Source organism: Desmonostoc muscorum LEGE 12446 (assembly GCF_015207005.2).
Classification (GTDB): Bacteria; Cyanobacteriota; Cyanobacteriia; order Cyanobacteriales; family Nostocaceae; genus Nostoc; species Nostoc muscorum.
This window is the reverse complement of record NZ_JADEXS020000001.1, coordinates 7,433,101-7,459,486: the sequence shown is the minus strand read 5'-3', so window position 1 is coordinate 7,459,486 and position 26,386 is coordinate 7,433,101. Positions and strand designations below refer to the sequence as shown.

Annotated in this window: 20 protein-coding genes; 8 read left to right on the top strand and 12 right to left on the bottom strand. The window is 42.1% G+C overall.

Annotated elements, in window-relative coordinates:
* Positions 1-3: 3 nt before the first annotated feature.
* From IQ276_RS30670 to scyA, 5 genes are all read right to left on the bottom strand, one after another.
* Complete coding sequence (locus tag IQ276_RS30670) at positions 4-1,389, bottom strand: ScyD/ScyE family protein (protein ID WP_193917168.1); 1,386 nt, start codon at positions 1,387-1,389, stop codon at positions 4-6.
* Positions 1,390-1,447: 58 nt separating this feature from the next.
* Positions 1,448-2,740 carry a ScyD/ScyE family protein gene (locus IQ276_RS30665; protein WP_193917170.1) on the bottom strand — a complete coding sequence of 431 codons (1,293 nt, stop codon included), beginning with the start codon at positions 2,738-2,740 and terminating at the stop codon, positions 1,448-1,450.
* A gap of 48 nt (positions 2,741-2,788) precedes the next feature.
* On the bottom strand, positions 2,789-3,760 hold the full coding sequence (scyC, locus tag IQ276_RS30660; RefSeq protein ID WP_190884256.1) for a scytonemin biosynthesis cyclase/decarboxylase ScyC: 972 nt from the start codon (positions 3,758-3,760) through the stop codon (positions 2,789-2,791).
* 37 nt (positions 3,761-3,797) lie between these two features.
* Positions 3,798-4,859, bottom strand: coding sequence for a tryptophan dehydrogenase ScyB (gene scyB / locus IQ276_RS30655; protein ID WP_193917172.1), 1,062 nt, complete (start codon positions 4,857-4,859; stop codon positions 3,798-3,800).
* A gap of 370 nt (positions 4,860-5,229) precedes the next feature.
* Positions 5,230-7,119, bottom strand: coding sequence for a scytonemin biosynthesis protein ScyA (scyA, locus tag IQ276_RS30650; protein WP_193917174.1), 1,890 nt, complete (start codon positions 7,117-7,119; stop codon positions 5,230-5,232).
* Positions 7,120-7,493: 374 nt separating this feature from the next.
* Between scyA and IQ276_RS40425 the strand changes: the two genes are divergently transcribed.
* The 3 genes from IQ276_RS40425 to IQ276_RS30640 all read left to right on the top strand — a co-directional run bounded on the left by IQ276_RS40425 (position 7,494) and on the right by IQ276_RS30640 (position 12,317).
* Entirely contained in the window at positions 7,494-7,622 is a 129-nt protein-coding gene (locus IQ276_RS40425) for a hypothetical protein (protein ID WP_255264363.1), read from the top strand.
* A 1,537-nt stretch (positions 7,623-9,159) separates the two neighbouring features.
* Positions 9,160-11,139 carry a scytonemin biosynthesis sensor histidine kinase gene (locus IQ276_RS30645; protein WP_193918081.1) on the top strand — a complete coding sequence of 660 codons (1,980 nt, stop codon included), beginning with the start codon at positions 9,160-9,162 and terminating at the stop codon, positions 11,137-11,139.
* A 233-nt stretch (positions 11,140-11,372) separates the two neighbouring features.
* The gene (locus IQ276_RS30640; RefSeq protein WP_193918079.1) at positions 11,373-12,317 is read left to right on the top strand and encodes a response regulator transcription factor; all 945 of its coding nucleotides are present in this window, start codon (positions 11,373-11,375) and stop codon (positions 12,315-12,317) included.
* On the opposite strand, the gene IQ276_RS30635 is transcribed toward IQ276_RS30640, so the two are convergent.
* The 5 genes from IQ276_RS30635 to IQ276_RS30615 all read right to left on the bottom strand — a co-directional run bounded on the left by IQ276_RS30635 (position 12,314) and on the right by IQ276_RS30615 (position 20,102).
* Entirely contained in the window at positions 12,314-13,111 is a 798-nt protein-coding gene (locus tag IQ276_RS30635; protein ID WP_190884261.1) for a peptidylprolyl isomerase, read from the bottom strand. The genes IQ276_RS30640 and IQ276_RS30635 overlap by 4 nt on opposite strands.
* 238 nt (positions 13,112-13,349) lie before the next feature.
* On the bottom strand, positions 13,350-14,093 hold the full coding sequence (locus IQ276_RS30630) for a PEP-CTERM sorting domain-containing protein (protein ID WP_193918077.1): 744 nt from the start codon (positions 14,091-14,093) through the stop codon (positions 13,350-13,352).
* A gap of 70 nt (positions 14,094-14,163) precedes the next feature.
* On the bottom strand, positions 14,164-18,018 hold the full coding sequence (locus tag IQ276_RS30625; RefSeq protein WP_193918075.1) for a CARDB domain-containing protein: 3,855 nt from the start codon (positions 18,016-18,018) through the stop codon (positions 14,164-14,166).
* Positions 18,019-18,283: 265 nt separating this feature from the next.
* Complete coding sequence (locus IQ276_RS30620) at positions 18,284-19,018, bottom strand: hypothetical protein (protein WP_228043138.1); 735 nt, start codon at positions 19,016-19,018, stop codon at positions 18,284-18,286.
* A gap of 709 nt (positions 19,019-19,727) precedes the next feature.
* A complete protein-coding gene (locus IQ276_RS30615) occupies positions 19,728-20,102 on the bottom strand; it encodes a c-type cytochrome (RefSeq protein ID WP_190882762.1) in 375 nt (124 codons plus the stop codon).
* A gap of 209 nt (positions 20,103-20,311) precedes the next feature.
* Between IQ276_RS30615 and petG the strand changes: the two genes are divergently transcribed.
* Positions 20,312-20,425, top strand: coding sequence for a cytochrome b6-f complex subunit V (gene petG, locus IQ276_RS30610; RefSeq protein WP_073643994.1), 114 nt, complete (start codon positions 20,312-20,314; stop codon positions 20,423-20,425).
* 61 nt (positions 20,426-20,486) lie between these two features.
* Here the strand turns inward: petG and rsmD are convergent, their stop codons facing one another.
* Positions 20,487-21,089, bottom strand: a complete 603-nt coding sequence (gene rsmD / locus IQ276_RS30605; RefSeq protein ID WP_235116117.1) for a 16S rRNA (guanine(966)-N(2))-methyltransferase RsmD — start codon at positions 21,087-21,089, stop codon at positions 20,487-20,489.
* 116 nt (positions 21,090-21,205) lie between these two features.
* Positions 21,206-21,841, bottom strand: coding sequence for an imidazole glycerol phosphate synthase subunit HisH (gene hisH, locus IQ276_RS30600; RefSeq protein WP_190882760.1), 636 nt, complete (start codon positions 21,839-21,841; stop codon positions 21,206-21,208).
* A gap of 76 nt (positions 21,842-21,917) precedes the next feature.
* Between hisH and IQ276_RS30595 the strand changes: the two genes are divergently transcribed.
* The 4 genes from IQ276_RS30595 (at position 21,918) to IQ276_RS30580 (ending at position 26,354) form a co-directional block, all read left to right on the top strand.
* Positions 21,918-22,439: a pyroglutamyl-peptidase I family protein gene (locus IQ276_RS30595; RefSeq protein WP_193913449.1), complete on the top strand. Its 522-nt coding sequence runs from the start codon at positions 21,918-21,920 to the stop codon at positions 22,437-22,439.
* Positions 22,440-22,470: 31 nt separating this feature from the next.
* Complete coding sequence (locus IQ276_RS30590; RefSeq protein WP_193913451.1) at positions 22,471-23,838, top strand: DUF3370 domain-containing protein; 1,368 nt, start codon at positions 22,471-22,473, stop codon at positions 23,836-23,838.
* Between the two features lie 227 nt (positions 23,839-24,065).
* Positions 24,066-24,455: a hypothetical protein gene (locus IQ276_RS30585; RefSeq protein ID WP_190882757.1), complete on the top strand. Its 390-nt coding sequence runs from the start codon at positions 24,066-24,068 to the stop codon at positions 24,453-24,455.
* A gap of 105 nt (positions 24,456-24,560) precedes the next feature.
* Complete coding sequence (locus tag IQ276_RS30580) at positions 24,561-26,354, top strand: tetratricopeptide repeat protein (protein ID WP_373690606.1); 1,794 nt, start codon at positions 24,561-24,563, stop codon at positions 26,352-26,354.
* Positions 26,355-26,386: the final 32 nt, after the last annotated feature.

The window sequence follows — 26,386 nt, the reverse complement described above, 5'->3', positions numbered from 1 at the left end:
GTTTTATGCCCTGGTTGTATGAGTTATCTCTTTGGTAGATTGATTTTGTTCCCAGTCCCCTTCACCTAACTTTTGTTGGCGTTTTCGCTTGCCAATGGCAGCAGTTGCGCCTACACTAGCTAGTGCTAATAAGCCTGCTAGTGAACCAGGTTCGGGAATATCTACCCGAACAACTTCCCCTAGTCTTGGACCAACACCACGATTGGTAATATAAATTTTGCCGTCAGGGCCAATATCAATTCCATCAGCCGAATCTAGCCCTTGACCTGCTGCAACAAGTGTTGTGCGAGTGCCATCAGCAGCAACTTTGATCAGAGAACCAGGTAGATTTGTGATGTCACCCCCTAATTGTGAGGTGTCGCTGAACTGTAAAACCAGCAAATTGCCATCTTCATCAAAGGTTAGGTCTGTAATGTGCGTAAACCCATCGAGATAAACTTCTGGGTTTCCATCCTCACCAATGCGGAAAATCCGTGATTTATCTTCTGGATAAGGAAAACCCGTATATTCGCCAACGTATAAAGCTCCATCTGGGCCAATTGCGCCACCTGTGGGTACTGATTGAATTGCTATGTTTCCTCCTGGAAGTTCCTCTAATAGCCCTGGAGGTACTTGTAATCCTGGTGGTAAGTCAGACTTACTAATGATGTTTTTAGGAATTGCAATTGCCTGGAAGTCACTTCCGTCAAGTTTAATTTTGTAAGCGGTGTTGCCACCACCATCAACGACATAAGCACTATCACCGCTAATAGCCAGGTCATAGGGATTGGTTACCACATCTCCACCATCTGGATTTTTGGTGATTTCATACTTGGCAAAGTCAAAAATACTGCTGAGAGATCCGGTGTTCAAGTCAACTTTATACAGTTGTGCTAAGAGCGGCGTATTCAACACTTTATCGGGTGTTGATGGCGGGAAAGTAGCAAGTTGCTGCTGTGGGATGGGGAATTGAGAACCAAGGTTAAGGGTTTCTAGATCGCGGTTTCCTGGATAACCAGCAAACCCAGTCAGAAGATAAGCATTCCCAACAGAATCGAATTGCAGGTCTTGAATACCAGCACCTTGGTTACCGCTGGGTTGTTCTGCTAGAGACTGAAAGTTAGTGAGTATCCGCTCTGGCTGACCACCTGGCGCAACTTTGACGAGTGAACCACTGTTACCAGCACAGATAGGCTGAAACAGGGTACTCGGAGATGGTTGACAGTTTCCGTTGCCTCCGATACCTGGCTCTGCTACGTAGAGAGTTCCATCAGGGCCAAAGCTAACACCCCGTGCATTACTAATTCCACCGACAATTGTCGTTAAAGTTGCAGCTTGTGCAGATGGTATTACACAAATAGCAGCAAAACAAAATGTCACAGATGTAAGGGCAAATGACTTGAGTTTCATACCTTTAGAGATTGAGAGTTAAATAATTTGTTTGTGGAAATTTTTATCAAGAAAAAATTCAGAATTCAGCTGGAGTTTTGTAGGACTGTCCAGCCAGTAAGCTTTTGGGGCTTCTGTTTTTGTGCAACCAACCAACGCCCAAAACACCGATCGCTAATATGCCTAAAGCACTATTCGGTTCTGGAATAGACTTGAAATTTTCAACTTTGAGAACTTGTCCTTGACCAGGGCGATCGCCTCGATTTGTAATGTAAATTGCATCATCAGAACCAATTGTCAAGGCGCTAGGTGACTCTAATCCATTACCACTGAGGATAGTTGTGCGAGTTCCATCAGCAGCTATCTTAATTAAAGAACCATCAAAATTACCCTTCCAGGCTGATTGATTAGCGTACTGCAAAGCATACAAATTGCCTTGACTATCAAATTCCAAGTCTGTAAGTTGGGTAAAACCATCGGCATAGATTGTTGGTAAACCATCAGCACCTATGCGATAGATTTTTGCTCCACCTTCTGGGAAGGGAAAACCAGTAAATTGGCTGATATAATAAGCACCATCAGGGCCTATGGCCACACTTGAGGGTACTGCTTGAATTGGAAATTGCGATCGCGGTGTTTCGTCTAGAGATGGCACCTGTGATGGTTCATTGGATGGAGTACCAGTAGGTGGAAAAATTGGATTAGTCAATATCTCTTGAGGAAATGTGGTAACAGCCTGCAAATTACTCCCATCAGTTTTTACACCCAGCAAGTCATTTGCACCTGCATCAACCACAAGTAAATTATTGCCATCGATTAGCAAACCCAAGGGATTACTACTTACATCATTACCATCGGGATTGTTGGCGAGTTCATAGTTAGCTATATCGGCAATAGTTGTCCAGGAATTGGTATTAAAGTCGGGTGCAATGATTTTACCGAGGTCAGTTTTAGCTAAATTGCGATCGCGAAAAACTGGATTAGCCCCATACCCAAGCAGAACATAAGGCTTACCTGTAGCATCAAATTTGATGTCACGAGGCCCAGCACCTCCAGTACCATCTGGTAATGCTAAAGAAGGAAGTCCTGTAAGTATACGCTCAGTTTTACCATTTTCAATTTTGGTAATTGCACCAGTTGTGCCATAGCATAAAGAATCGCCCTGACCACTTGCTGGTGGAACACAAGCTCCATTTCCACCTATTCCCGCCTCTGTAACATAGAGATTACCATCAGGGCTAAAACTTAAACCTCCCGCATTATCAAGACCCTCGGCGATTACCGAAAATGATGCAGCTTCCGCAGATTTTATTCCCGAAAAACCGACGACACAAAAACTCAGAAAAGTAATACTAAATTGCTTCAGTTTCATCTTTTTTGTTCGTCATTAGTCATTTGTCTTTCGACCAATGACCAATGACTAATTACTAATAACTAACTCCTCTTTAATTTTTGGCAAATAACTCATCCCCCGATCAAATGATTTGAGATTTCCAGCTTTTGCTTCCAGCAAACGTTTAATATTCATGCTCTCAGCCCCAAAGTCTTCAATCTGAAGTTTGCCGTGGCTAACGGTTCCATCTACTTTCCAAAATGTGATCCGATGCAGGATAAAACCAGAAGCTTCAGGATCGGCGAAAGCATAAGCAGTTGGAATCAGTAGCGATACAGAGCGCTGATAATATTCATATTCTGGATAAAAGTATTCCTGTTCAAGTAAGTAGTACTTACTCAAACTATGTAACCGTACAGATACTTTTACTTTCTGGTCATATTCATCTTTGAATTCACCTGACTCAAGACCAATCTCGCCATTAGGTCGAAGTAAATGCGCCCACTCATCTATATTTCGTAAGTCTTTTAAGTATTCAATCCCAATTTCAATTGGGGCATCAACATAGATGGTGTCAGTATCAATAAAGTAGCGTCCTTTAGCTGCTGTAGTATGACCAGTTTTGCGTTCCAAATTCCCTTTGAGAGAACGACACTCGGAAGTGTGTACCGTGTGAATTCCCTGCATAATCATCTGAGTTTGCCGTTTTGGATCGACAAAGCTTAACCAGTGAAAATACACGCCCTTTTCCTCTGTTCCAGGCTCGATATAATCTGGAGGAAATAGCAAGACGGGGTAAACTTGAAAATATTTCTGATATTCTAGCCCGCAGTGCCATTCAATACCGTAGAAAAGTGGATTCTCTAGTTTTTTAACGTGATAGTAGAGATTTTTGTGATAACCAGACGCACTTCCTAACCAGGTATCTTCGTCAATTTGCTCTTTCATCCGGCTATAAAGCGTCCATTCATCCAAGTTTTTTAAACTACAAAGGTAGTCAAAGGCAATCTCTGGTGAAGTAGCAATATAAGCTGATGTTGCAAACGTATTTTTTTCCATTTTTTACTCCTTATAACTAACTAGCGAAAATTAACAATTAAGCTGCGAGCGCCTTAGTTTTGTTGCGTTTACCTCTTGCAATTCTGTCTTCTGCTAATCGTTTAGCAGCATCGTTAGTAGTAATTCCCTGTTGTTTAGCAATATCAAAAATTGCTAGTAATGTGTCATAAATGTTATGGACTTGCTTCAAGGCTTTTTCTTCGTCATAGCCAATCATTTCGTTGTAAACATTAATGAGTCCTCCGGCGTTGATGACATAATCAGGGCTGTAAATAATCCCTTTTTTAGTAAGCATTTGACTATGTAATTGCTCATTCTCTAATTGATTATTAGCTGCACCAGCAACAATGGAAGCTCTGAGAAAAGGAATTGTATGGCTATTAAGAATTGCTCCTAGAGCGCAAGGAGCAAAAATATCTACGTCAAGAGAATAAATTTCTGACGGTTCTACAACAGTTGCACCATAAAGTCGTTTAACTTCTGCTGTTTTTGCTGGATCTATATCACTCACGAAAAGCTGAACATCATGTTCATGTAAATGCCGACAGAGATTTTTGCCTACATTTCCTAGACCTTGAACTGCTACTTTCAATCCATCAAGTCTTTTAGTTTGCCAACGAAACTCTACAGCGGCTTTAATTCCGAGAAAAACTCCTAGAGATGTTATGGGCGCAGGGCCACCTGACTTTTCTGATAGCCCAACTACATATTTAGTTTCTTGACCGATTGTTCGCACATCATCAGGGGTAATATTTACATCTTGTCCAGTAATAAAACGTCCATTAATACTGTTAACAAAACGTCCATAAGCTCTCAATAATTCATCTGTTTTATTTTCAGGGTTAGCGATAATGACTGCTTTTCCTCCACCAGCAGGAATGTTGGCACAGGCAGCTTTATATGTCATTCCACGACTTAGACGAAGGGCGTCTTTTAAAGCAGCTTCTTCACTAACATAAGGAAAGAGTCTTGTAGCTCCCATTGCTGGTCCCAAGCTTGTGTCATGGATAGCAATAATTGCCTTAATTTCTGGATTTTTACCATGACAGAAAAGAACTTGTTCATGACCCATTTCTCTAACAGTTTCAAATAGCAGCATTTTGGTTTCTCAATATTGATTTTGGGTTGATTAGTGCTTTGACGGTCTGGATTTATAGAGAAGTTATACCAATTCTCCAAAATAGGATTAAAGACGCAAAGATTGAAGTGTTGGGAAATTATCGAGAATTGGTATTAGGAGGTGAGGTTTATTCTGTGGGTTCTCAAAAAAGAGTACCGCCAAGAAAAAGATGCTAATTTGAAGGCAATATGGTTCAGTTAAGACTAAAACTCTTTGTTAAAGTCAATTTTTTAACGAACCGCATTCGCGTAGCGTCTCGTAGAGAAGGACGCAAAGGACGCAAAGTAAGAGAAAGAAGAGAAGAAAGAAATGCTTAACTGAACTGTATTGAATTAGAAGGCTGTTCTAGTCAAACTAAGGGAAATGAAACTGGTTTGGCTGAAGTTTGAGTCAGATTTGATTTAACTCCTTGTGCTGCCAAACTCTTATTACGTCCGCCAGAAGGTGCTGGCCGATCGCCATCAATGACGACATCGATGAGAAAAGGAACATTTGAAGCGATCGCTTGTTCTAATGCAGCTTCAATATCGGACTCTCTAACAACTACGATCGCTTCTGCTCCCATCCCACGCGCAATCATGGCGAAGTTTGTCGGCGGAAGTGTTGCGTCGGCACCTTTTAATCCCAAGATTTTCATTCCTTGATGGCACATGTTGTAACGTGCATCGTTGAGTACTATCCAAATAGCCGGAATTTTATATTTCACAGCTGTGCTGATTTCGTTATTCATCAGCATCGCCCCATCGCCGACAATACCCACAGCTTTGCTATTGTTCGCCAGGGCTGCACCCAACACTCCTGTGACGGCGTGACCCATTGCTCCCACTCCGGTGCTGACTCGGTAACGATTGGCTTGGGCAAATTGTAATAGATGCGTTGACCAAGTAAATGAGTTACCACACTCTGCCATCACTATGGCATCGCTACCCTCAACTACAATCTTTTGAATGGCTGCCATTAATACTTCTGGTCGCACTGGATAGTCTATATCTGAAGGAGGTGCGATCGCTTGCTGTTCTGGACGAGGTAAGGACAAATCTGCAAAACCATGAGGAGCATTTGGTAAGTGCTGCAACAGTTCTTGCACAAAGGTTTTGATGTCAGACCGAACCCCGAAAGTTTCAATGTGTGGATAAGCTATTCCTGGCACTTCTGGGTCAATATCTACATGGACAAAACCTCTTTTGGGAACTAGCGCCGAACTCCAAAAAGAAGTTGGTTCGCCAAGGCGGGTTCCTAATACGAGTGTATGTAGTGGAGGTTGTTGTTCCATATAAGTCAAGACGGAAGCATGACCGCCTAGACCTGTGACACCCACAAACTGGGGATGATCTTCAGGAAAAATGCCTTTACCACGGGGTGAGGACATGACGGCTGCTCCGGTTCTTTCGGCGAGTTGGCGGATTTCGTCTGCTGCGTCGCGGGCACCGAAACCGACCCAGATGGCAAAGGGGCCAGATGATAATAACTCTATAGATTTAGCGATCGCTTCTTTTGAAGCAGTTACCGGAAAACGAGAAACATCTAGTTGGGGTAGGGCTACATCTTCAATTAAACTTGTCTGCACAGCGGTGGGAATGCTCAAATGAGCAACAAATCCGCCTGGTTGCGCTAAAGCTAGAGCAAGTTTGCGAAAAATCTGTGGGAGTTGAGCGGCAGATTCGATGGTGATTGCATAGTTGAATAGCGCTCCTGGGGTAAAAATTCCCCCACTGGGCAATGTGTAGGTGCTGGTTTCTTGAATCGCCCAGCGTCCACGCTGGGCTGCGGAGGTGCAAGCCGACAGCAAAATCACCTTTGCACCTTCGCCACGAGCGGCAAATAAGCCGGTGAGGGCGTTGGTGATACCTGGGCCTGCTGTGGTGAAGACTACCGTAGGGCGATCGCTAGCAAAGTAGGCTTCGGTGGCTGCAAAGGCTGCTCCTGCTTCATGGCGGAAGTTCAACACCTCTATGGCACTGTTGGACAACGCGCCCCAAAGGCTTGCCATCGCACCGCCGGCGACACCAAAGGCGTAGTTTACTCCCAAATTGACCAACATCTGAGCGATCGCATCTGCAACTGAGATTATTGGGGCTGTTTCATGGTAGAAAAAAGGCTGAATTTCCCCATTCTTCTCTGATTCATCAAGCTGATGGGAAACGTCAGACACAGATTCTACATATTTATTTGTTGCAAATTCGTTGTATGGCTCGGTAACAATTAGAGGAGAGTTTGAACCTGTATAGTTTTGACTCATTGCTTTCAGGTAATTACATAAAGTTACACAAAAACTGCTTTGTTTACAATTACAGCAGTAAAAATATTTAATACAAACAACTCTGTATTTTTCTCAGTTATCGCTAAGCTTAGTCGATAGTAGAAACGGTTGCTCGCTGCTGATTGATGCTTGTGAGCGCATTACCAAAAAATTTTTGCAAAGCATACAGCAATTAAGCTTGTGCTTCTATCAATCACAATAAAGGAGATGAATACAGATGTGCAATCAAAAATCTTTTGATGAGCGTGTCAATTTTTTTGTTTCTATTGCGATGATTTCAGTAATTATTTAACACTCAGCATATGCAAATATTGATATTTGATGAGGTCTAATATAATCAAGACTAATCTGCAATGAAAAATCTTTTGATAAGTATGTCAAATCCTTCGCTTTTGTTGCAATGGCTACAATATTTACTTAGCCATTCTGAAAGATTAATACCTGGCGATCGCCCACCACTTATATCACTACATTTACAATGAAAAATCTTTTGATTTTGATGTACATCAAAACTGTTTTAGCTTAGGCATCAGCAAAACCACAACAGTTTCTCGATGGTTAAGTAAGTCGGTGCAAATAAACAAAACTATAGCAATCCGATTTGATTTCTGAATGACTTGTAGAGGTAAGGGACTGGGGATTGGGGACTGGGGACTGGGAAGGAGCAATAAAGGTGTACTGAGTTTTGTTCAAAAATCAAATATGAGTCCTATATATTAATTAAGATTAAAGTGTAAGAGGACAAAGGAAAGAAGCTTTAGCCTTTATCCTTACAAAGATTTACATAGTTTGGTTTAATCACGCTGACTTACTTATCGCTGTTTAATTTCTCTTGCTAGAGGAAAACAATAATCATTGGGATACTAGAGTTTTAGCTAAAACAGATGATCGTAAAGCTTCTAAGCTAATTGCCGTCTCTTGCTAAAAAGTTGGCTTTCATTTTTCGTTGTCGATAGCGATGGAAGACTATATATGTTGTCACTAAATATTATTTGATTCATTTTTTTGTAGCAATAAAGACATAATTTCTTAATTTTTTCTATTTCCTTTGAGAGATGACTAAGCGATGAGTATGGAGGCTTTTGATTGAGTCTATCTTTGATGAAAGATGACTTAGGAATACAAGCAACATACATATACGGAATTTTTCAATGGAAAATGACTTGTGTAAAAAAATAAACATTTATATACGCAGCTTGATTAATACAAATGTATTTCTTGAGACAGATGACTAGGGATATTCTTCTATAGTTAAATCCCTGAGAGAGTAAGTTAAGATAAATTAAGAAAATGAATTAATGAACAAATTTTTGCTCATTCAAGCCCAGCCAAGCAGGGCAAATTCATTTATGTTGATAATCAAACGACTCTACACCAGTGCGGTATTTCTGTAAGACGCTGCCCGTAGCTTGCTTTTTTGCAGGACTATGTGCAATTCAAAATCAAAAAGCTTACATTATAAGTTTTTCACGGATTTTGTAGCTTGCTTTTAAGGTAAAAGTATGGTTAGTGTGTTTATGTTGTTGGGTACTAGTTATAGCGTTTCCCAATCAAATGAGGTACATCATAGCCCCCTCCTTGCTTGCGGGGAGGGGGTTGGGGGTGGGGTTCCTGTACTTCACGCTTACCGAGAACCGCTATAGCTCTGGTATTGGGTGGTTGAAATTTAAAATATCTTTTTAACTTAGTGGATTAAGGGTTTTGAACTCTTATCTAATAAGGTCTATTGACGAATCTTGATTTGATTTGTCGAGATTTCCTATGCACATAAAAAGCTTTTTCAGTCAAAAATAAACTCCAACTATCTGAGTTTTTTTAGGCAATTGTGATTAAAATCTTCACGTTTTATAATTTTTATTGTTATGATAAGTTTTGTAAAGTTAGTTAGTAATTTTCTTTAATTTGCGAACTAATTCGATTTTTTAACAGCCCAACACTGCACTCAGCATTTTACGAGATTGGGATTATTAGCTCATTAATAGCTATGGTGCTGATTGATTACAAGGAGCAAGTAAAGATATGAATTCTGGCGACTATACATTAACTACATGCAACACACAGTGGCTCCTACAGCCAGAAGCAGAGATGAAGTTTGCTCACTTCCTAATAAATCATGCTGTAGATGCTGCCTTCTGTTTAGGAGCAAACGCCGAGTTTATCTACGTCAACAATGCTACATGTCTGATGACTGAGTATTCCCGCGAGGAACTACTTTCGATGACACTGCATGATGTAGATGTAGACTTTTCTCTACACAATTGGTCAGATATTAGATCGCATAATTCTTTTACTTTTAAATCTCGCTATCGGACAAAAAGAGGCCGGATATTTCTAGTAGAAATATCTATTACCTATGTAAAAGACCAAAATATGGAATTTGGCTGTGCCTTTGTTCGTGAAAAAACAGATGAAATAGTAGAATTCAGTGTCCAAAAATGGACTGATGGATTCAATGGTGCTAAAAGCTATTTACAACAGGAAATTTCTGAACTCAAGGCCAAAGAAATAGAACTAGAAGCATCCCTATCATTACTTCGAGCTACTCTCGAATCCACTGCCATTGGGATTGTCGTAGTTAATTTTGAGGGAGATATTCTGAGCTTAAATCAAAAATTTATAGATATGTGGCAGATCCCAGAGTCCCTGGTACTATCTAAAAAATGTCCTCAATGCAAAGCCTTTTTTGAGAACCAACTTAAAGATCCACAAGCTTTTTGCCGCCTGGTTTGGGAAGTATCTAGCCAATCTGATTTCGAGAGTTATGACATTCTAGAGTTAAAGGATGGGAGAGTCTTTGCACACTACTCTAAACCTCAGTGGCTGGGAGGCAAAATTATTGGTAGAGTCTGGAGTATTTGGGATATTACTGAGTCTAAACGAACCGAGGAAGCCTTACGGCTCAACGAAGCTAGATTTCGGACTTTAGCAGAAACAACAGATGCTAGCACTTTCTTAATTCAAGGTACGCGTCTTTGTTACATAAATCCAGCAGTAGAGCAACTTACTGGCTATACAAAAGAGGAACTGCTAACAGGGTTCGATTTGCGCCGACTAATTAAAAGTAAAAAACGCAGACAGGTACGTAACCAGGGTGAAGCAACTAACTTTGAATATCAAGAGATGAATATTCTCACAAAAAATGGCACGGAACGCTGGCTAGCTTGTGCAGTTGCAATGCTGGATGGAGTGCTAGATTTTGGTGGAAAACCAGTTGAAATGATTGCAGGCATTGATATTACCGATTACAAATATGCACAATTAAACCTTAATCAAGCTTTAGAAAAAGCAAAACAATTGAGTGAACTTAGAGCCAGTTTTCTTTCTATGGTCTGCCATCAATTCCGTACTCCGCTGAATATTGTTTCATTTTCTAATAGTCTCCTAAAGGAAGAAGTAGATAAACGTACACAGAAGAAAATACAACCACTACTCGATCACATTCAAAAAGCTACTGAAGAACTCAGCCAGATGTTGGATGAAATCTTGTTCTTCTCTAAGGCAGAATCAGCAAAACTAAACTTTGAACCAAAATCCCTTGATTTAGTGAAATTTTGTCATGATTTAGTTGCACAAATGCAGATGAATATTCGCCAAAAGCAGATAAATTTCCGAAGTCAAGATAACTCTCTAATAGCTTGCATAGATAAAAAACTGTTAGAACCTATTTTGAAGAATTTGCTCGATAATGCAATTAAGTATTCTCCCTCAAATCTGGTAGTTGACTTTAAACTATCTTGCAATAATAACAAAGTCATTTTCCAGGTAAAAGATAGAGGTATTGGTATTTCACTACTAGATCAACAACGACTATTTGAGCCATTTTACCGTGGTAGTAATATTGATAATATACCTGGTACTGGACTAGGGTTATCGATTCTTAAAACTCTTGTAGATTTGCATCAAGGTCAAGTTTTTGTAGAAAGCGAAGTTGGTGTGGGCAGCACTTTTACTGTGATGTTGCCGTTAATCAAATCAAAGTTTACCGATTCCGAGTTATAAGTGTTGAAATCAAAATAATTGTTGTTTAATATTTGAACATTCATAACTCTCAAAAAAAAGTGAATTAATCTCATTTCTATTTACATACAGCAGATTGCAGCTTGGTGAGGTACAGGTTACCGTAGGTTAGCACAGCTGTGCGCCCCTACCCGTGTACCTCATTTACTTGAAAAATGCTGTATTTAGGAAAGAGTCTAGCAACTATTTATCGCAAAAAGTTTTGGTGAGAGTAAATGATGTACCAATCGTCAAAGAAAATTCTCGTCATTGAAGATGATAACGTTACCCGCAATCTTTATTTAAAGGGTCTTAAGGCTAAAGGTTTTGATCCCATAGGTGCTGATAATGGTCTTGCTGGTATTCAACAAGCACAAGAGTGTATACCGGATTTAGTAATTTGTGATATCACAATGCCTGATATGGATGGTTATAGCGTTCTAACTACGTTACGCCAAAATCCTCTGACAACGATTATTCCTTTCATTTTTCTGACTGGCAGTAGTACCAAAGCAGATGTTCGCAAAGCTATGGAATTGGGGGCAGATGACTATCTTACCAAACCTTCTACACTAGATGAATTGATCAGAGCGATCGCTACCCGACTGCAAAAGCAAGCTACTCTGCAAAACTGGTGTGCAATTCAATTTCATAAAGCTTCAAAATCAGTATTTGGAGATGATAATAATACTACAGCGATCGCCGAAGATGCTAATGTTGGCCTTGGCGAAACCTCTCGTAGAGAACCCTTTCGTAGAGAAGGCTCTCGTCAAGAAGGCATTACCTTTCCTAAATCAATCTTTCCTTGCATTCCCCAATTAAAAGAAGTTTTTGACTTCATCGAAGCCCATTACCACCAAGGAATTACTTTGTGTGATGTAGCTGAGGCAGTTGGTTACTCACCGGCTTACTTAACTAACCGAGTAGCAAGGCAGACAGGAGAGACTGTTAACTGCTGGATTGTCAAACGCCGAATGGCAGGAGCTCGTTTCTTACTCCAAAATAATGATCAGACCATAGAGAAAATTGCCAAAGCATTAGGCTATCAAGACGTATCTCATTTCTCCCGCCAGTTTCGCCAACATCACGGTTTGCCTCCTCAGGCTTGGCGTAAAGAGCATCAGGTTATATCGGAAAAACAGTTGAAGCTGTGCCAATCAGAGTTACTTTCCCATACTTAAGTTAATTGATTATCAACATCTTTCTGTTTCTGTGTTGCAGCCTGTTCTTGTTGTGCAGACATGATTTGTTTTTGCTGTTCTTGTAGCCAAGTTTCAAACAGTTCATTCAGTAGGCGGGCTTTCATGAATTCATCTAATTGTGCCGGGATAAATTTTTCCAGCCGCAAAATTACAAACCATTCAGCGATGCGGGTAGGGGGTAATATTTGGCCTGGTTGACTGCTAGAGAGCATTTGCACCATCACCGGATGTAGTGCATTCAGTTCAACTGGGCCTACTAAACCGCCAGTTTGGGCTTCTGGCCCGAGTGAATATTCCCGCGCCAAGTCAGCAAAAGAGTTTTCTTTTGCTTGAATACGAAAGTAAAGTTCTTGAGCAATTCCCACATCTTGGGTTCGCAGTAGCGAATAAATTACTTTGTCAAGTTTTGACTTGGACTGAAAAAAGTAAGATTCGAGTTTATTACCCCAAGTAGCTTGCTTAAATTTTTCAATTTTTAGCTTTCGAGTGGTAATCGCTTCTAGTTGTTGATAAGTCAGACCTTGACGTGCCATCCAAGCTTGGATGTCTTCTTCATTTTTCAACTGTTTTTCGGCGTAAAACTGCTGTTTAGCTTGGGCTACTTCTTCAGGTGTAAACTCTATTGCCACATTGGTGGAGCGTGAATTTTGCTCGATCGCCTCATCGATGATCAATTCTCGCTGCAATTGTGGCAGCATTTGGTAACTTGCTAGTAAAGAAATCAGTTCACTAGCTGTGATTGTACGATTACCGATTTGGAGCGCTTCAGTCATTAGCTTTGGTGCATCTCAAGAATATCTGGTGTGTCAGAAAAGCTATACCGTAGCCCATTCACTGGAAACTTTTGTTTTAGTCCCACCGAGTTAGGTACGCTAACCGCTGCCACTTAAAATATACAGTTTATATGTGTTTTTATAAAAGATTTTACTTAAAAACGACCACATGTGAAAACAGAGTTAAAAAAGATTAAGGATTGGGAACAGTTCAATCCCCAATCCCTTAGGGAAGTGCCTAAAAAGCGGTGTTTGATGCTACAGTTTTTTCCCGACAACGCCGCCGCATAGCGATACCGTAAGCAAACACCGTCAACGCTCCCAGAAAAGTTGCTGGTTCAGGAACTCGCTTGATTGCGGCGTTTTTCACCTCCAGAGCTGATGTAATTCCATAATCATCCACATCCACCACTCCCAAGGCTACGCTGTAGGTTCCAGGAGTACTGAAGGTATAGGAACGAATCCCTGTTTGTTGAAGAAAGGGACTGTCAGCTTGGGTTGCATCAGTGAAGTCAGCTAACTTGATTACTGTGTTGTCCACCAACAAAAAGGCAAAATCCTTGTTCACTGTCTCGTTCGTCCGGAAGTTCCAGTCGAAGCTCAAAGCATCACCAGCCGCCACAGTAATTGTATTTTTGATTGCAGATCCCTCAAATGCAAATCCTTCAATATCTAAGGCAGACGGATCGCTCAAGCCGAGAAAGTCTTGTAAGTCTGGGAAAAAACCTGCCTCACCTGCGGCTATACCGGAATAGTTGAAAGCACCAGCACTAGCAGGAGCGTCATCGGGAAATTCTAAGCTGGCAGTGGACAGATTAGCTCCACCTCCTGAAGTAATGACATCGCCAAATTGTTGCCAACTGCCCAGGTTTAACCCAACAGCTAAGGCGGAGGTGGTAGTAATTGCCAAACCCCCCAAGCTGGCAAAGCTGACAAGACTGAGTTTGAAAGTTGAATGTTTAATGAATGTGGAAATGTTCATGAAATTTTTTGATGAAATAGGTTTGAGTTGAGTATTTTGACTGACTAATGACACTTCTGGCCACTGCAACTTAGAACACGAAGTTATCAGACTGAGCCAAGGTGCTTGCAGATACACCAGCAACAGTCAATAACGGTGTTGGACGACCGCGACCTGCTGTGCCATCTATGTCAACTAAGACAGTACTATTACTTGAATGAGTACCAAAACTCAGGTAGCCTTGGGTAGTTGCACTTTCATAGTCGAGGCTGCCCAGACTCAAGCTCTGGAATAGTTGGCTCAAGTCAATCTTGTCAGTACCAGCCGTAAAATCAGTGATTGTATCTCCAGCATCGCGGATACTTGTATACACAAATTTGTCACTGCCGGCACCGCCAGTGAGGGTATCTGCCCCTTGCAAACCAGTAATGAGATTGCTGCGATCGTCACCAGTCAGGGTGTCACGAGCAGATGTGCCTTTGAAAATTTGATCTTCGGCATACAGGCTAATTGCTACCGCCCGCACGTTATTGTCCCTGATCGTTTCGCCTTGATTGTCAATTTCCGTATAGTACTTATAAACGTAGTCATCTGCAACAAACAACAGGTAGACATCGCCTGTGTCTCCCCAGACAGGAACAGTGATGTCCTGGGTGGCTGTATAGCTAGCCCCTGCCGCTAGGTTGCCCCCTGAGCGAGTGCTGACAAAGATGTCGCCTTCGTCTAAATATTGGTCTTCGGAAATGTAAACAGAATCATTCCAGCTACCGAGGGCAGGACTTGTACCTTCCTTAGTAACTGTCCAAGACACAGAAATCGTCTCACCCAGGGTAGCAGTGTTTGGGGCTTGGGCAGCAGAAACGACTAAATCTACGGCTTTCTTTACGGTAATGGGTAGAATAAATGAATTGTTCAATTCATCTGTTTCATTCTGGTCGCGGCTTTCATCGGCCACAAATAATAGGTACTGTTGTTCTAATATACTGATTGTTGATCCCTCTCCATAGGGGTATGGTCTGGTAGGTTCAATAGGAAGAGTAATGTCCAGGGTAATTGTATAGCTGCTACCTCCGGCTATGCTAGTGCGTACAGAGCGTTCGCTTAAAAGGAGACTGTCGCTCTCAACAGATGAAGAATTGCCGCGGGAAATATAAACTTTGTCATACCAGTTAGAAAAGGCAGTATTTGTACCTTGGTTTGTAACTGTCCAAGACACGGAAATTGTTTCACCTAAGCCAGCAATGGTTGGGGCTTGAGCATTAGTAAGGACTAAATCTACATTATCTCCTCCATCATCTTCTGGGGCATTAATGGTGATGGCTTTGGCAAAGACATTGTTGGTTTCATTTGTTTCACCTTGCTCATTGCCTGGATCTGTGACAAATAACAGGTAGCGATCGCCTGTCCCTAGATCGGAAGGAAGTTCAACGCCCAAGTTGGTTGTGTAACTACCCCCAGCTGCTAAAGGCGTAATTTTTCGTGCCTCAAAGCTCTCGAGATACCTATCGCTGGAGTCGAAGAACTGGTCATCAGAAATGTAAACTTCGTCGTACCAGTCAGCAAAGGCAGTATCTGTACCTTGGTTTTTGACTGTCCAAGACACAGAAATTTCATCATATAAAATACCAGTGATTGGGGCTTGGACATCAGTAATGACTAAATCTACATCTCCTGGACCTTTTATGGTAATGGCTTTGGCAAAGACATTGTTGGTTTCATTTGTTTCAACCTGGTAGTTCTCTGTATCAGTAACAAATAACAAGTAGACATCGCCTGTTGCTAGGTTATTGGGAATATCAATATCCAAGGTAGCTGTATAACTAGCCCCAGATGCTAAAAGCCTTTGTCCTGAGCGACTGGTGAGATAGCTATCGTTGGAGTCAAAGAACTGGTCATTGGATATGTAAACATAGTCAGACCAGGACCAGTAAGAAAAGGCATTATCTGTACCTTGGTTTGTAACTGTCCAAGACACAGAAATTCTCTCATTTAAGGTAGCACTGGTTGGGGCATTGGCAGCAGTAACAACTAAATCTACACCATCTCCTGGAGCCTTGAGAGTGATGGCTTTGGCAAAGACATTGTTGGTTTGATTTGTTTCAACTTGCTTGTTATTTCCATCAGCAACAAATAACAGGTAGCGTTGGCGCAGCCCGTCGTAGACATCGCCTCTTGCTAGATTAGTGGGAAGATCAATGTCTAAGGTGGCTGTATAATTATCACCAGGTGCTAAAAGCGTTTCTCCTGAGCGACTGCTGAGATAGGTATCGTTGGAGTCGAAAAACTGGTCATCGGAAATATAAATATAGTCAAACCAGTTAGAGAAAGCACTATCTGCGCCAAGGCTTGTAACTGTCCAAGACACAGAAATCGTCTCACCCAAGGTAGCAATAGTTGGGGCATTGGCATCAGTAACAGCTAAATCTACACCATCACTGGGAGTCCATTCGATGTTGATGGCTTTAGCAAAGACATTGTTGGTTTCATTGGTTTCAGACTGGTTGTTATCTCTATCAGCAACAAATAGCAGGTAGACATCTCCTGTTGCTATGTAGGGAATAAGATCAATGTCCAGGGTGGCTGTATAACTACCTCCGGCTGATAGAGACGCATTCCCTTCTACAAAACTTCCAAGGAGAAGGGTGTCGCTGGAATCGAAAAACTGGTCATCGGAAATATAAATATAGTCATACCAGTTAGCTAAGGCGCGATTTGTGCCAAGGTTTTTGACTGTCCAAGACACAGAAATCGTCTCACCGACAGCAGCAGTGGTTGGGGCTTGGGCATCTGTAACGACTAAATCTACATCTCCTATATCCTCAGTGATTGTGATGGCTTGGGCAAAGACGTTGTTCGTTTCATTGGTTTCAGGCTGGCTGCTACCCGTAACAATTAACAAGTAGCGATCGCCTGGTGTGATCTCGATAGGAAATAAGCTTCCTACAAACCTGGGAAGCAAGAGGTCTTGGGTAACTGTATAGCTGCTGCCCGGTGCTAGAGGGATATTCTCTCCGGCATTAAAGCTGGTGATGAAGACATCGCTTCCGTCGAGAAACGGGTCATCGGAAATGTAAACTCCGTCAGACAAGTAACCAAAGACATAACCTGTACCTTGGTTTTTGACTGTCCAAGACAGGGAAATGATTTCATTTAAGTTAGCAGTGGTTGGGGCTTGACCAGTAATAACTAAATCTACATTTGGGGGATTGATGGTGATGGCTTGGGCAAAGATATTATTGGTTTCATTTGTTTCACCCTGGTTGTTGTCTCTATCCGTGACAAATAACAGGTAGTGATCGCCTAAGTAGGTGGTGGGAATCAAGACGTTTTTGATAATCGTATAGCTGCCGAGAGATCCTAGTCCATCATTTGCCCTGATCCCGCCTACGGTAATATATCTATCGCCCTCGTCTAAAAACTGATCATCAGAAATGTAAACTATGTCACTCCATTCGTTAGGTAATGTAGAAACTGTACCTTGGTTAGTAACTGTCCAAGACAACGTAATCGGCAAGCCGATATCAACAGTAGTTGGGGCTTCGACACGAGTAACTTCTAAATCTACATCCAAGCGATTGATGGTGATGGCTTGGGCAAATACATTATTATCATCATTGCTTTCATCCTGGTCGTTGCTTCTATCTGTCACAAATAACAGGTAGCGATTGCCTGTTGCTATGTTGGGGTTAATATAAATATTCTGGGTAGCTGTATAACTACCCCCAGATGCTAAAGGGGTATTGTTTCCTTGTGTGAAGCGAATCGTTAAGTAAGTATCGCTGGAGTCTAAAAACTGGTCATCGGAAACGTAAACTTCGTCATACCAGTTATTTAAAGCAGAATCTGTACCAAGGTTTGTGACTCTCCAAGATACAGGTATTGTCTGATTTATAAATGCATCTAGTGGAGCTACCACAGAAGATATTATTAGGTCAATGTCGTTCATAAATAATCTCTGAATTGTTTAAATAGCCTACTTGCTTGACAAGTGAAAATTTTGTGGTACTTAGAGAATGTTTTAAAAGTCCTTTTATTGGTAGTAAAACGTTCTAGATCCCCCTAAATCCCCCGATAAATTGGGGGACTTTGATTCCTGTTCCCCCCTTTTGAAGGGGGGTTAGGGGGGATCTAGAAGTGCCTAAAATCACAGCCAACCACTTTTAAAACATCCTCTTAAAACCATTAATTATCTATTTGTCCTCACACAGGGATCAGAAAGTTGTTGTTTTTGGGACTAGAGACTCATTTGGTAGTAGATTTATCTGATATGGGGAGTTGAGAAACTTGGTGTTCACAAGTTCTTTGTAAGTCTCTAAGTCTGTCTGCCAGTTGCTAATTACTTGGGATAGTGCCGCTAAACGCCGATTTTGTTCTTGTTCAAGAATCTGGTGATTAAAACTCGCTGTGAACAGTACGATGGGGCGCACTGTTTTATCTGGCAGTTGTAACCCTCCTTCGTTGATATCCAAACTCAACTGCCTTCCTTCTAGGGTGTAACCAAATCGCATTGCAGCTTGCACAGCAGATTTGCCAAACTCATGCCAAGGGCCAGGATTGAGCAACGTTTTTAAGATATAGTTGCGTGCTGTGTTATTTTCTTGGTCAAAAAGGACATGTCCCCGGAAGTTAATGGACAGATCGTGATAGTCTACTTGCGGCAGTGTCTCCAGATATTTGCGAGCGATCGCTGGGATTTCCACTTCTTGGTATGCTTTAGTGGCAATCACCTCTGAGAAAATAACTCTATTGAGTTGTGCAGTGATGCTGATCCCTTTTTGGAAAACCACTTGAGCCGCAGAATTTGTCAAAATCGCTTCTTGAGCTAATTCCCAGTCACTAGGCACAATGCCACTATATTTGAGAAAATCTGGAGTTAAGATCGTGGGATTATGCTGCTTAGCTGCGATCGCAATGGCAATTTCCTGAATATTTAAACTTTGACTCATCTCTTTTTTATCTCTCCGTAAATTTAATTTGTATAGAAAAATCAAGTTAAAGTTGTGTAAAAATATCTAGTCTTATGCATTTATTGAGAAAAATCACTTAAGTAGTCTATAGGCAAATTGGGTGTCTTCGGATCGCACTCAGTGTAAATTTACTCATTTCTTTAAATAAAAGAGCATTTTAGAAAAAGCTCCCAAGAAAGATAAAGATTGAGTAAAGTCCAACTTAAATAACAACGTCTGATTGACGATTTTATGGGTAGTCCAAAAAACGCTCAAAGGCGATATCTGGGAACAAGCGCCCTTCTCTTACAAATCTATAGGACTTACGCACAGGTAACGGAAAATCGAACCACAGAGAAGCCAGTGCGTTGGGGAGCCAGTGCGGTCTTCTCCCAAGGGGAGACGCCAAGGGCGATAGCGCCGGCGGCAAGCGAGTCCGCGAGCGTCTGGGGGTTTCCCCCATGAGCGACTGGCGTCCGGGTTCCCCGACTTGTTCGCGCAGCGGCGACCACAGGAGAAGCAACTGGCGCGACGCAGAGGGCACCCAGAAATAAGAGTTTCAGAGAGTTTTTGCGTAAGTCCTAATCTACAATTTTTTTTAGTTTGTTAAGATTTATTAAAATTTTTCAGATATAGAAAAAGGCAGCACATTGAATGCTGCCTTTTTCTATGAGGGATTTACGTATGGAGCAACTAAAGAATCTAAAGTCTACAACGACTCTAAGTAGCTCAAAAGGTCTGCCATTTCTTGGGCACTAGGCTGGAACTTTGGCATTGGCGGCGTTTCGCCACTAATAACTTGATGAATCAGTCCATACCGAGATTTGTGCTTGGAGACAGCTTGCAAACTAGGCCCCACTCGCCCATCTGCTTCCAAGCCATGACAACCAGCACAATTAATTTGAAAGATAGCGTGTCCTTGAATTGGGTTTCCTGTTAGGGATAAAACACTCTTGACATAAGGATCAGAGGCTTGAACCAAGTGGACACCAAAAAAGCCCAAAGGAACTGCTAGCAGGACGGCCAGCGTCAATAGAACGATGCGCTGAATCAAAATTTCGGGTTTGGGAATCTGATTATCCAAAAGGTTTGCTGTATAAAGTCTAGGTGTGCTAAAAAGTTTTCATTTCCTACACATAGCTTAAAAGTTCTTGATTGTGTCTGCAAGCACAGAAGACTATTTTAATATGGACAGTCGTCCTTGCAAAGGTTTATAGGACGCAGGATTCATACCAAATTTGGTAAAATCAAAAACAGGAAACAAATATTGAATAATTGCATAGGAGATTTACAGTGGTTGAACCCCTGCTCTCAGGTATTGTCCTTGGTCTAGTTTTCGTCACCCTCGGCGGACTATTTTACGCTGCCTATAAGCAATACAAGCGCCCCAACCAGCTGGGAGGGTGAGGGAGTGGTGAGTGGGGAGTGGGGAGTGGGGAATGGGGAGTTAGGAGTTAGGAGTTAGGAGTTAGGATTTTTCCCCATCCCCCTCATCTCCCTCATCTCCCTCATCTCCCTCATCTCCCTCACTTCTAATTCTGTAAAAAGTAAGTGATGTGTTGCCGTAAACTTTCTGGCGGCAAATCTCCCAAGTGGGAATCTCTGGGTATGTCCAACCCTGTGAAGCGTGTTCAACTGCGATTTCGCCGCTAGGATCTAAAAGTTGATGGTGAGCGATCGCTTCTAAAACTGGCTCATACAATCCACTAGCATAAGGCGGATCGAAGTAGATTCTGTGAAATTGTTTACCTGATAACGTCTTTAACTGCCCAAGAATATCTCCCCGCAATAGCCGAAATTTTTGTTCGGCATTAGCTACCTGCTGCCAATTTTGCTCAATAGTGGCACAGGCTCGGCTCGATTTTTCGATTCCAACTACTAAACTGGCTCCTCTACACAAAGCCTCTGCGCCCATTGAACCAGTACCGGCGCACAAATCTAGCCAGTAGCAACCTGGAATTTTTCCCTGCCAAATATTAAAGACTGCCTCCCTGACTCTAGCACTGGTAGGTCTAGTCTCTTTACCTGGTAAAGTTTTTAGCTGGCGATTCCCGTAAATTCTCAGACTCATTGGGCATTAGTCATTAGTCATTAGTCATTGGCCATTAGTCACTGTTTAATCGTCGGTGGTGATTTTCATTTATTCACAATTGGATTTTGGACAAATGACAAAGGACAAAAATAGTATTAGGCAGGAATTTTTTCCCGTACTTGAGCAACAAAATTAGACAGGATTTGCAATCCAATATTAGAAGATTTTTCGGGGTGAAATTGTACAGCCATCAGGTTTTCATGGGCGATGGCAGCTGTTACGGTTTGAGTACCGTGGGTGACGGTTGCTGCACGAATTTGGTCTTCTATTGGATCGACATAGTAGGAATGGACAAAATACACCCAAGGATCTGATGGCAAATGCTCCCACAAAAGACTTTTTGGCTGAGTCACTTGCAGTTGATTCCAACCCATGTGAGGAATAGTAATGTCAGGTTCTGGACGAAACCGCCGGACTTTTCCTTTGATAATTCCCAGTCCTGGTTGGATACCTTCTGCACTTGATTCAAAAAGAATTTGCAGTCCCAAACAGATCCCTAAGAAAGGTTTGCCAGATGCGATCGCTTCTTTAATCGGTTGTTCCAAACCACGCGATCGCAAATGTTGGACTGCCGGATCAAATGCTCCCACTCCCGGCAGAACTATTGCATCTGCTCGCTCTAATTCCTTGGCAGAATAAGTAACATTAGGAGTTGCCCCGGCTTTTTCCAAACCTTTGCAGACTGAGTGCAAATTTCCCATCTCATAGTCTACGACCGCAATCACTGGCATTTACCTGCTCCTTGTAAAATTATTATGGAGGGTTTTTCTATTCTAAATAATATTCCTATTCTAAATAATATTTGTTATGCAGAAAAGAATTCTATTAACTTCTTTTGACACTTGGCTGGCCGATCAACTGTCAAATTCATCTGATGATCTATTAATAGAAGTTACGAAACTTGAGTTGACTACCCATGATTTAACTTTTTTGCGCTTGTTACCCGTAGATGTGCAACAGGCCAGTTCTCAGGTAATTCAAAAAATCAATGCAATCCAACCCCATTACATCATCTGTTGTGGCATGGCTGCAAGTCGCACACGATTAAGTGTAGAATTAGCCGCTAGCTCTGGTGAAACTGTTTTGCAGACAGATGTTGATTTAGAAAAATTAGTCGCGGGAGCAGTGGCAATTGAGATTAGCCATGACTGCGGTAAATTTGTTTGCGAAGGTCTTTACTATTCAGTTTTGGAATACTTAAACCAAAGCCGACTACCGACGCGTTGTATCTTTGTTCACGTTCCGGTTCTCAATCCAGAAAATTTGAGTGCCATTCTTGCCGATTTCTTATTAATTATTAACAATCTGGCACTTTCATCAAGTTGTTAGTGTCTGTATGTTCAAAGTGTTACCTAAGTATATGTTGCCATTGTTACTAATTTTTCCCATAGCCCAATCCACACCTGTTACACCACCGCCTCAAGAAGTGGTGCAATCACAACAAGTGCGTCCTTTACCAGGTAAGTTGGATAGGGTGCCAACATTTAACAGCAATAGTCCAGAATTAGTTTTAAAAGAAGGAATTTTACTTTCGACTTTTCCACCAGATAAGAAAAAAGTACCAACGGCACATCTGAATTTTCCCTTTCGAGGACGATTTGATATTTTTGCTCACCATGTTGCAAAAGCTGAACCACCAGAAAATTTACGTTCTCTTTACCTGGGGATAATTTTGCATAACCCTGGTTCGGAATCTGTGAAAGTAAATATTTTGCAGGCGGCGAGTTATTTAAGTCAACCCGATGCACCATTTATTGAGTTACCATCTTTGACGCAAAATCCTTTAGGCAAAATTTTTGCCGGGCCTGGCGATCGCGTCATGACTGATATATTAAGAGGACAACGACAAGCAATTTTCCCTGCCCAAATTGAAATTCCACCAGGGCAAAGTCGGATGTTACTAAATTTACCAATTCCGGTGCAGGGATTGACACCACCTCTCAACGGTCGGTCTACATTAATGCGACTATGGAGTAATGGCACTGTCTATGCAGCTAGCCTAGCCATGTTCGCCCCTGCAAATCCCGATGGTAGTGAACGTGCGCCTAGTTTGGAAGAGTGGGAAAATTTACTAGATAATGGTGATTTGGCTAGTCCACGGGATAAAACCCCCACTCCCTTAGAAGAAACTGGGAAGCCAAGAATTTATGGGCGTGTTGCGGGAGTGGTTGCTGGTTCACAGTGGAGAGCTTTTTTAGTAGATAATCCTAAAGCTAGGTATCTAACTATTCCCCAACCTGGTGAAATGTTTTCCTATGCTCTGAGTACCCTGCATGGTGGTACCTTAGGAACTAATCAAATTCAAAGTGGTAATATGCTGGTGCGCTATCCTGACACTGCATATCGCGCTCATGGCAACTATGGAATTCAATATAGTCTGAAGTTGCCGTTATATAACAATACCCAAAGTCCTCAAACTGTGAGTGTATCGATCCAAACTCCACTCAAAGAGGATCAGTTAGTCAAACCAGGGTTACGCTTTTTGAATATACCAGCCCGTGAAGTATTCTTCCGAGGGACAGTGCGGGTACGTTACAAAGACGAGCAAAATCAGCCAAAAACAGAATTTGTGCATTTAGTACAAAAGCGAGGTCAACCAGGAGAACCCTTAGTTTTATTAAACATGAAAGCTGGCGATCGCTCTTTAGTAGAAGTAGACTTTCTCTATCCACCCGATGCTACACCACCGCAAGTATTAACAGTGTCAACCCAAGCTGAAACTCGGTAAGAGGTATCCAAAATTTTAGATCCGTCATTATCGCCGCTAACCCTTCGCTATCACAAAACGTAATTGCAAAAAGCAGCGAATTATTTAAAAGTTGAGAGGGACGATTTCACCTGTAGAAGTCGTCCCTTCAATTTTTTATAATTTTTTCTGTTATTTGTTGTTTATTACTTGTTTAAAGGCTGTTAGACTGAGAACCATATGTAAAATTCCGTATATTTTGGCGAATTATGGAGCCAGTATCACTGACAGCAGCTGCGATCGCCACCTTAGTCATCACCAAAGCCTTTGAAAAAACTGGTGAAATCATCGGCGAAAAGGCTTGGAACGAAGGCGAAAAGTTATTTTTACTCCTAAAGCGCAAACAACCCAATACAGCAAGTGCTATTGAATTAGCTCAAACACAACCTTTAGATTATGGGCAAGCGCATCTAATCGAACAAGTAGAGGAAGCGGCAAACAAAGACCCAGAAATTGCTCAAGCTGTTGAGACAGTGGCTAATGCTGTTAAATCTCAACCCTCTATTATTCAGAATTTTACGAACACAGTTGATAAAAATTATGGCGGGAATGTTGGGAACGTTTCTAATGACAACCGAACCCAAACTTTTAACTTTTGACTACAGTCGCCCGAACACGAACGGGTAAAGTCAAATCTTTCTACCGAAATACCGCAAAATTTGCCCCTGAGTGGGGTTGTGGAATTTGTTGGGCGTGAAGCATAATTGCAAAAACTCCACCAACTTTTGCAGGATAATAAACAAGTAGCAATAGCGGCTATTGCGGGGATGGGTGGAGTTGGGAAAACAGAACTCGCCCTGCAATATGCCATCCAGCAACGCGAAATATACAACGGTGGGCTTTGCTGGTTACTGGCAAAAACTGGGGATGTGGGCATTCAAGTTGTGCAGTTTGCCAGAACGCAGCTTGATTTAAAGCCGCCAGAAGATTTTGATTTATCCGCGCAAGTGCAATATTGCTGGCGGCTTTGGCGTGGTGGTGATGTGCTGCTAGTGTTGGATGATGTCAGCGACTACGAGCAAGTCAAGCCTTACTTACAGTCGCTACCTTCCCGGTTTAAAGTGTTGATGACTACGCGCCAGAACTTGGGACGCATCCCACAGTTATCTTTGGATGTGCTGCAACCAGAGGCGGCGCTGGAGTTGTTGAGGTCTTTACTCAAGGAAACACCACAGCGAATTGAGCGAGAATTAGTTATAGCAAATCAGTTGTGTGAGTGGCTGGGATATTTACCTTTGGGTGTGGAATTAGTGGGGCGCTATCTGGCGCGAAAACAGGATTTATCTTTAGCTGAGATGTTGCGGCGCTTGGAGAACAAGCGACTAGATGAGCGTTCTCTGTCTAAATCTAAGTCAGAAGCTGACATGACAGCACAACGAGGTGTGTTAGCAGCCTTTGAGTTGAGTTGGCAAGAATTAGAGGACGACGATAAACAATTGGGATGTTTATTGAGTTTATTTGCCGCCGCACCCATACCTTGGAACTTGGTGGAACAGTGTTTACCAGAAGAAGATGCGGAAGATTTAGAAGAAATTAGAGACGATAGCTTGCTGAATCTACATTTACTCCAGCGCAAAAGTGAGGGAGTTTACCAATTGCATCCACTGTTGCGGGAGTTTTTCCAATATAAATGTACAGGTTTAGAAAAGGCAGAGGAATTTAAGCAAAGTTTTTGCAAGGTAATGGTAGCAGTTGCTAAAGATATTCCTGACTCGCCCACCCTTGAGCAAATCACCGCCGCCACCCCTGCCATACCTCATTTAGCTGAGGTAGCAAACAATCTCATTCAATATATAGCCGATGAAGATTTACCTTGGGCATTCATTGGCAACGCTGGATTTTACAATGGTCAAGGTTTATATAACCAAGCTTTACCTTGGTATGAGCAGTGTTTAGAAGTAACTAAAAAACGTTTGGGTGAAGAACATCCAGATGTCGCACTTAGTCTCAACAACCTGGCGTTACTCTACCATTCCCAAGGCAGATACAGCGAAGCCGAACCCCTTTACATCCAAGCTTTGGCACTCACGCGCAAGCTGCTGGGTGAAGAACATCCAGATGTCGCACAAAGTCTCAACAACCTGGCGGCACTCTACTACTCCCAAGGCAGATACAGCGAAGCCGAACCCCTTTTAATCCAAGCATTGGCACTCACGCGCAAGCTGCTGGGTGAAGAACATCCACATGTCGCACAAAGTCTCAACAACCTGGCGGTACTCTACTGTTCCCAAGGCAGATACAGCGAAGCCGAACCCCTTTACATCCAAGCTTTGGCACTCACGCGCAAGCTGCTGGGTGAAGAACATCCAAATGTCGCAGCTAGTCTCAACAACCTGGCGGGACTCTACGACTCCCAAGGCAGATACAGCGAAGCCGAACCCCTTTACATCCAAGCATTAGATATTTGTGAGCGTCGGTTAGGGGTGGATCATCCTAATACTGTTACTGTACGTGAAAGTTTAGCATATTTGCGCGATTCTTTTACCTCAGAACAGTAAAATTCATGTTCCCTACTCCATTAATCAAGCTT

Excerpts from the sequence above, each read along its gene's own strand:
- IQ276_RS30670 (WP_193917168.1), bottom strand. The coding sequence starts at position 1,389 with ATGAAACTCAAGTCATTTGCCCTTACATCTGTGACATTTTGTTTTGCT.
- IQ276_RS30665 (WP_193917170.1), bottom strand. The coding sequence starts at position 2,740 with ATGAAACTGAAGCAATTTAGTATTACTTTTCTGAGTTTTTGTGTCGTC.
- scyC (WP_190884256.1), bottom strand. The coding sequence starts at position 3,760 with ATGGAAAAAAATACGTTTGCAACATCAGCTTATATTGCTACTTCACCA.
- scyB (WP_193917172.1), bottom strand. The coding sequence starts at position 4,859 with ATGCTGCTATTTGAAACTGTTAGAGAAATGGGTCATGAACAAGTTCTT.
- scyA (WP_193917174.1), bottom strand. The coding sequence starts at position 7,119 with ATGAGTCAAAACTATACAGGTTCAAACTCTCCTCTAATTGTTACCGAG.
- IQ276_RS40425 (WP_255264363.1), top strand. The coding sequence starts at position 7,494 with ATGAAAAATCTTTTGATAAGTATGTCAAATCCTTCGCTTTTGTTGCAA.
- IQ276_RS30645 (WP_193918081.1), top strand. The coding sequence starts at position 9,160 with ATGAATTCTGGCGACTATACATTAACTACATGCAACACACAGTGGCTC.
- IQ276_RS30640 (WP_193918079.1), top strand. The coding sequence starts at position 11,373 with ATGATGTACCAATCGTCAAAGAAAATTCTCGTCATTGAAGATGATAAC.
- IQ276_RS30635 (WP_190884261.1), bottom strand. The coding sequence starts at position 13,111 with ATGACTGAAGCGCTCCAAATCGGTAATCGTACAATCACAGCTAGTGAA.
- IQ276_RS30630 (WP_193918077.1), bottom strand. The coding sequence starts at position 14,093 with ATGAACATTTCCACATTCATTAAACATTCAACTTTCAAACTCAGTCTT.
- IQ276_RS30625 (WP_193918075.1), bottom strand. The coding sequence starts at position 18,018 with ATGAACGACATTGACCTAATAATATCTTCTGTGGTAGCTCCACTAGAT.
- IQ276_RS30620 (WP_228043138.1), bottom strand. The coding sequence starts at position 19,018 with ATGAGTCAAAGTTTAAATATTCAGGAAATTGCCATTGCGATCGCAGCT.
- rsmD (WP_235116117.1), bottom strand. The coding sequence starts at position 21,089 with ATGAGTCTGAGAATTTACGGGAATCGCCAGCTAAAAACTTTACCAGGT.
- hisH (WP_190882760.1), bottom strand. The coding sequence starts at position 21,841 with ATGCCAGTGATTGCGGTCGTAGACTATGAGATGGGAAATTTGCACTCA.
- IQ276_RS30595 (WP_193913449.1), top strand. The coding sequence starts at position 21,918 with ATGCAGAAAAGAATTCTATTAACTTCTTTTGACACTTGGCTGGCCGAT.
- IQ276_RS30590 (WP_193913451.1), top strand. The coding sequence starts at position 22,471 with ATGTTGCCATTGTTACTAATTTTTCCCATAGCCCAATCCACACCTGTT.
- IQ276_RS30585 (WP_190882757.1), top strand. The coding sequence starts at position 24,066 with ATGGAGCCAGTATCACTGACAGCAGCTGCGATCGCCACCTTAGTCATC.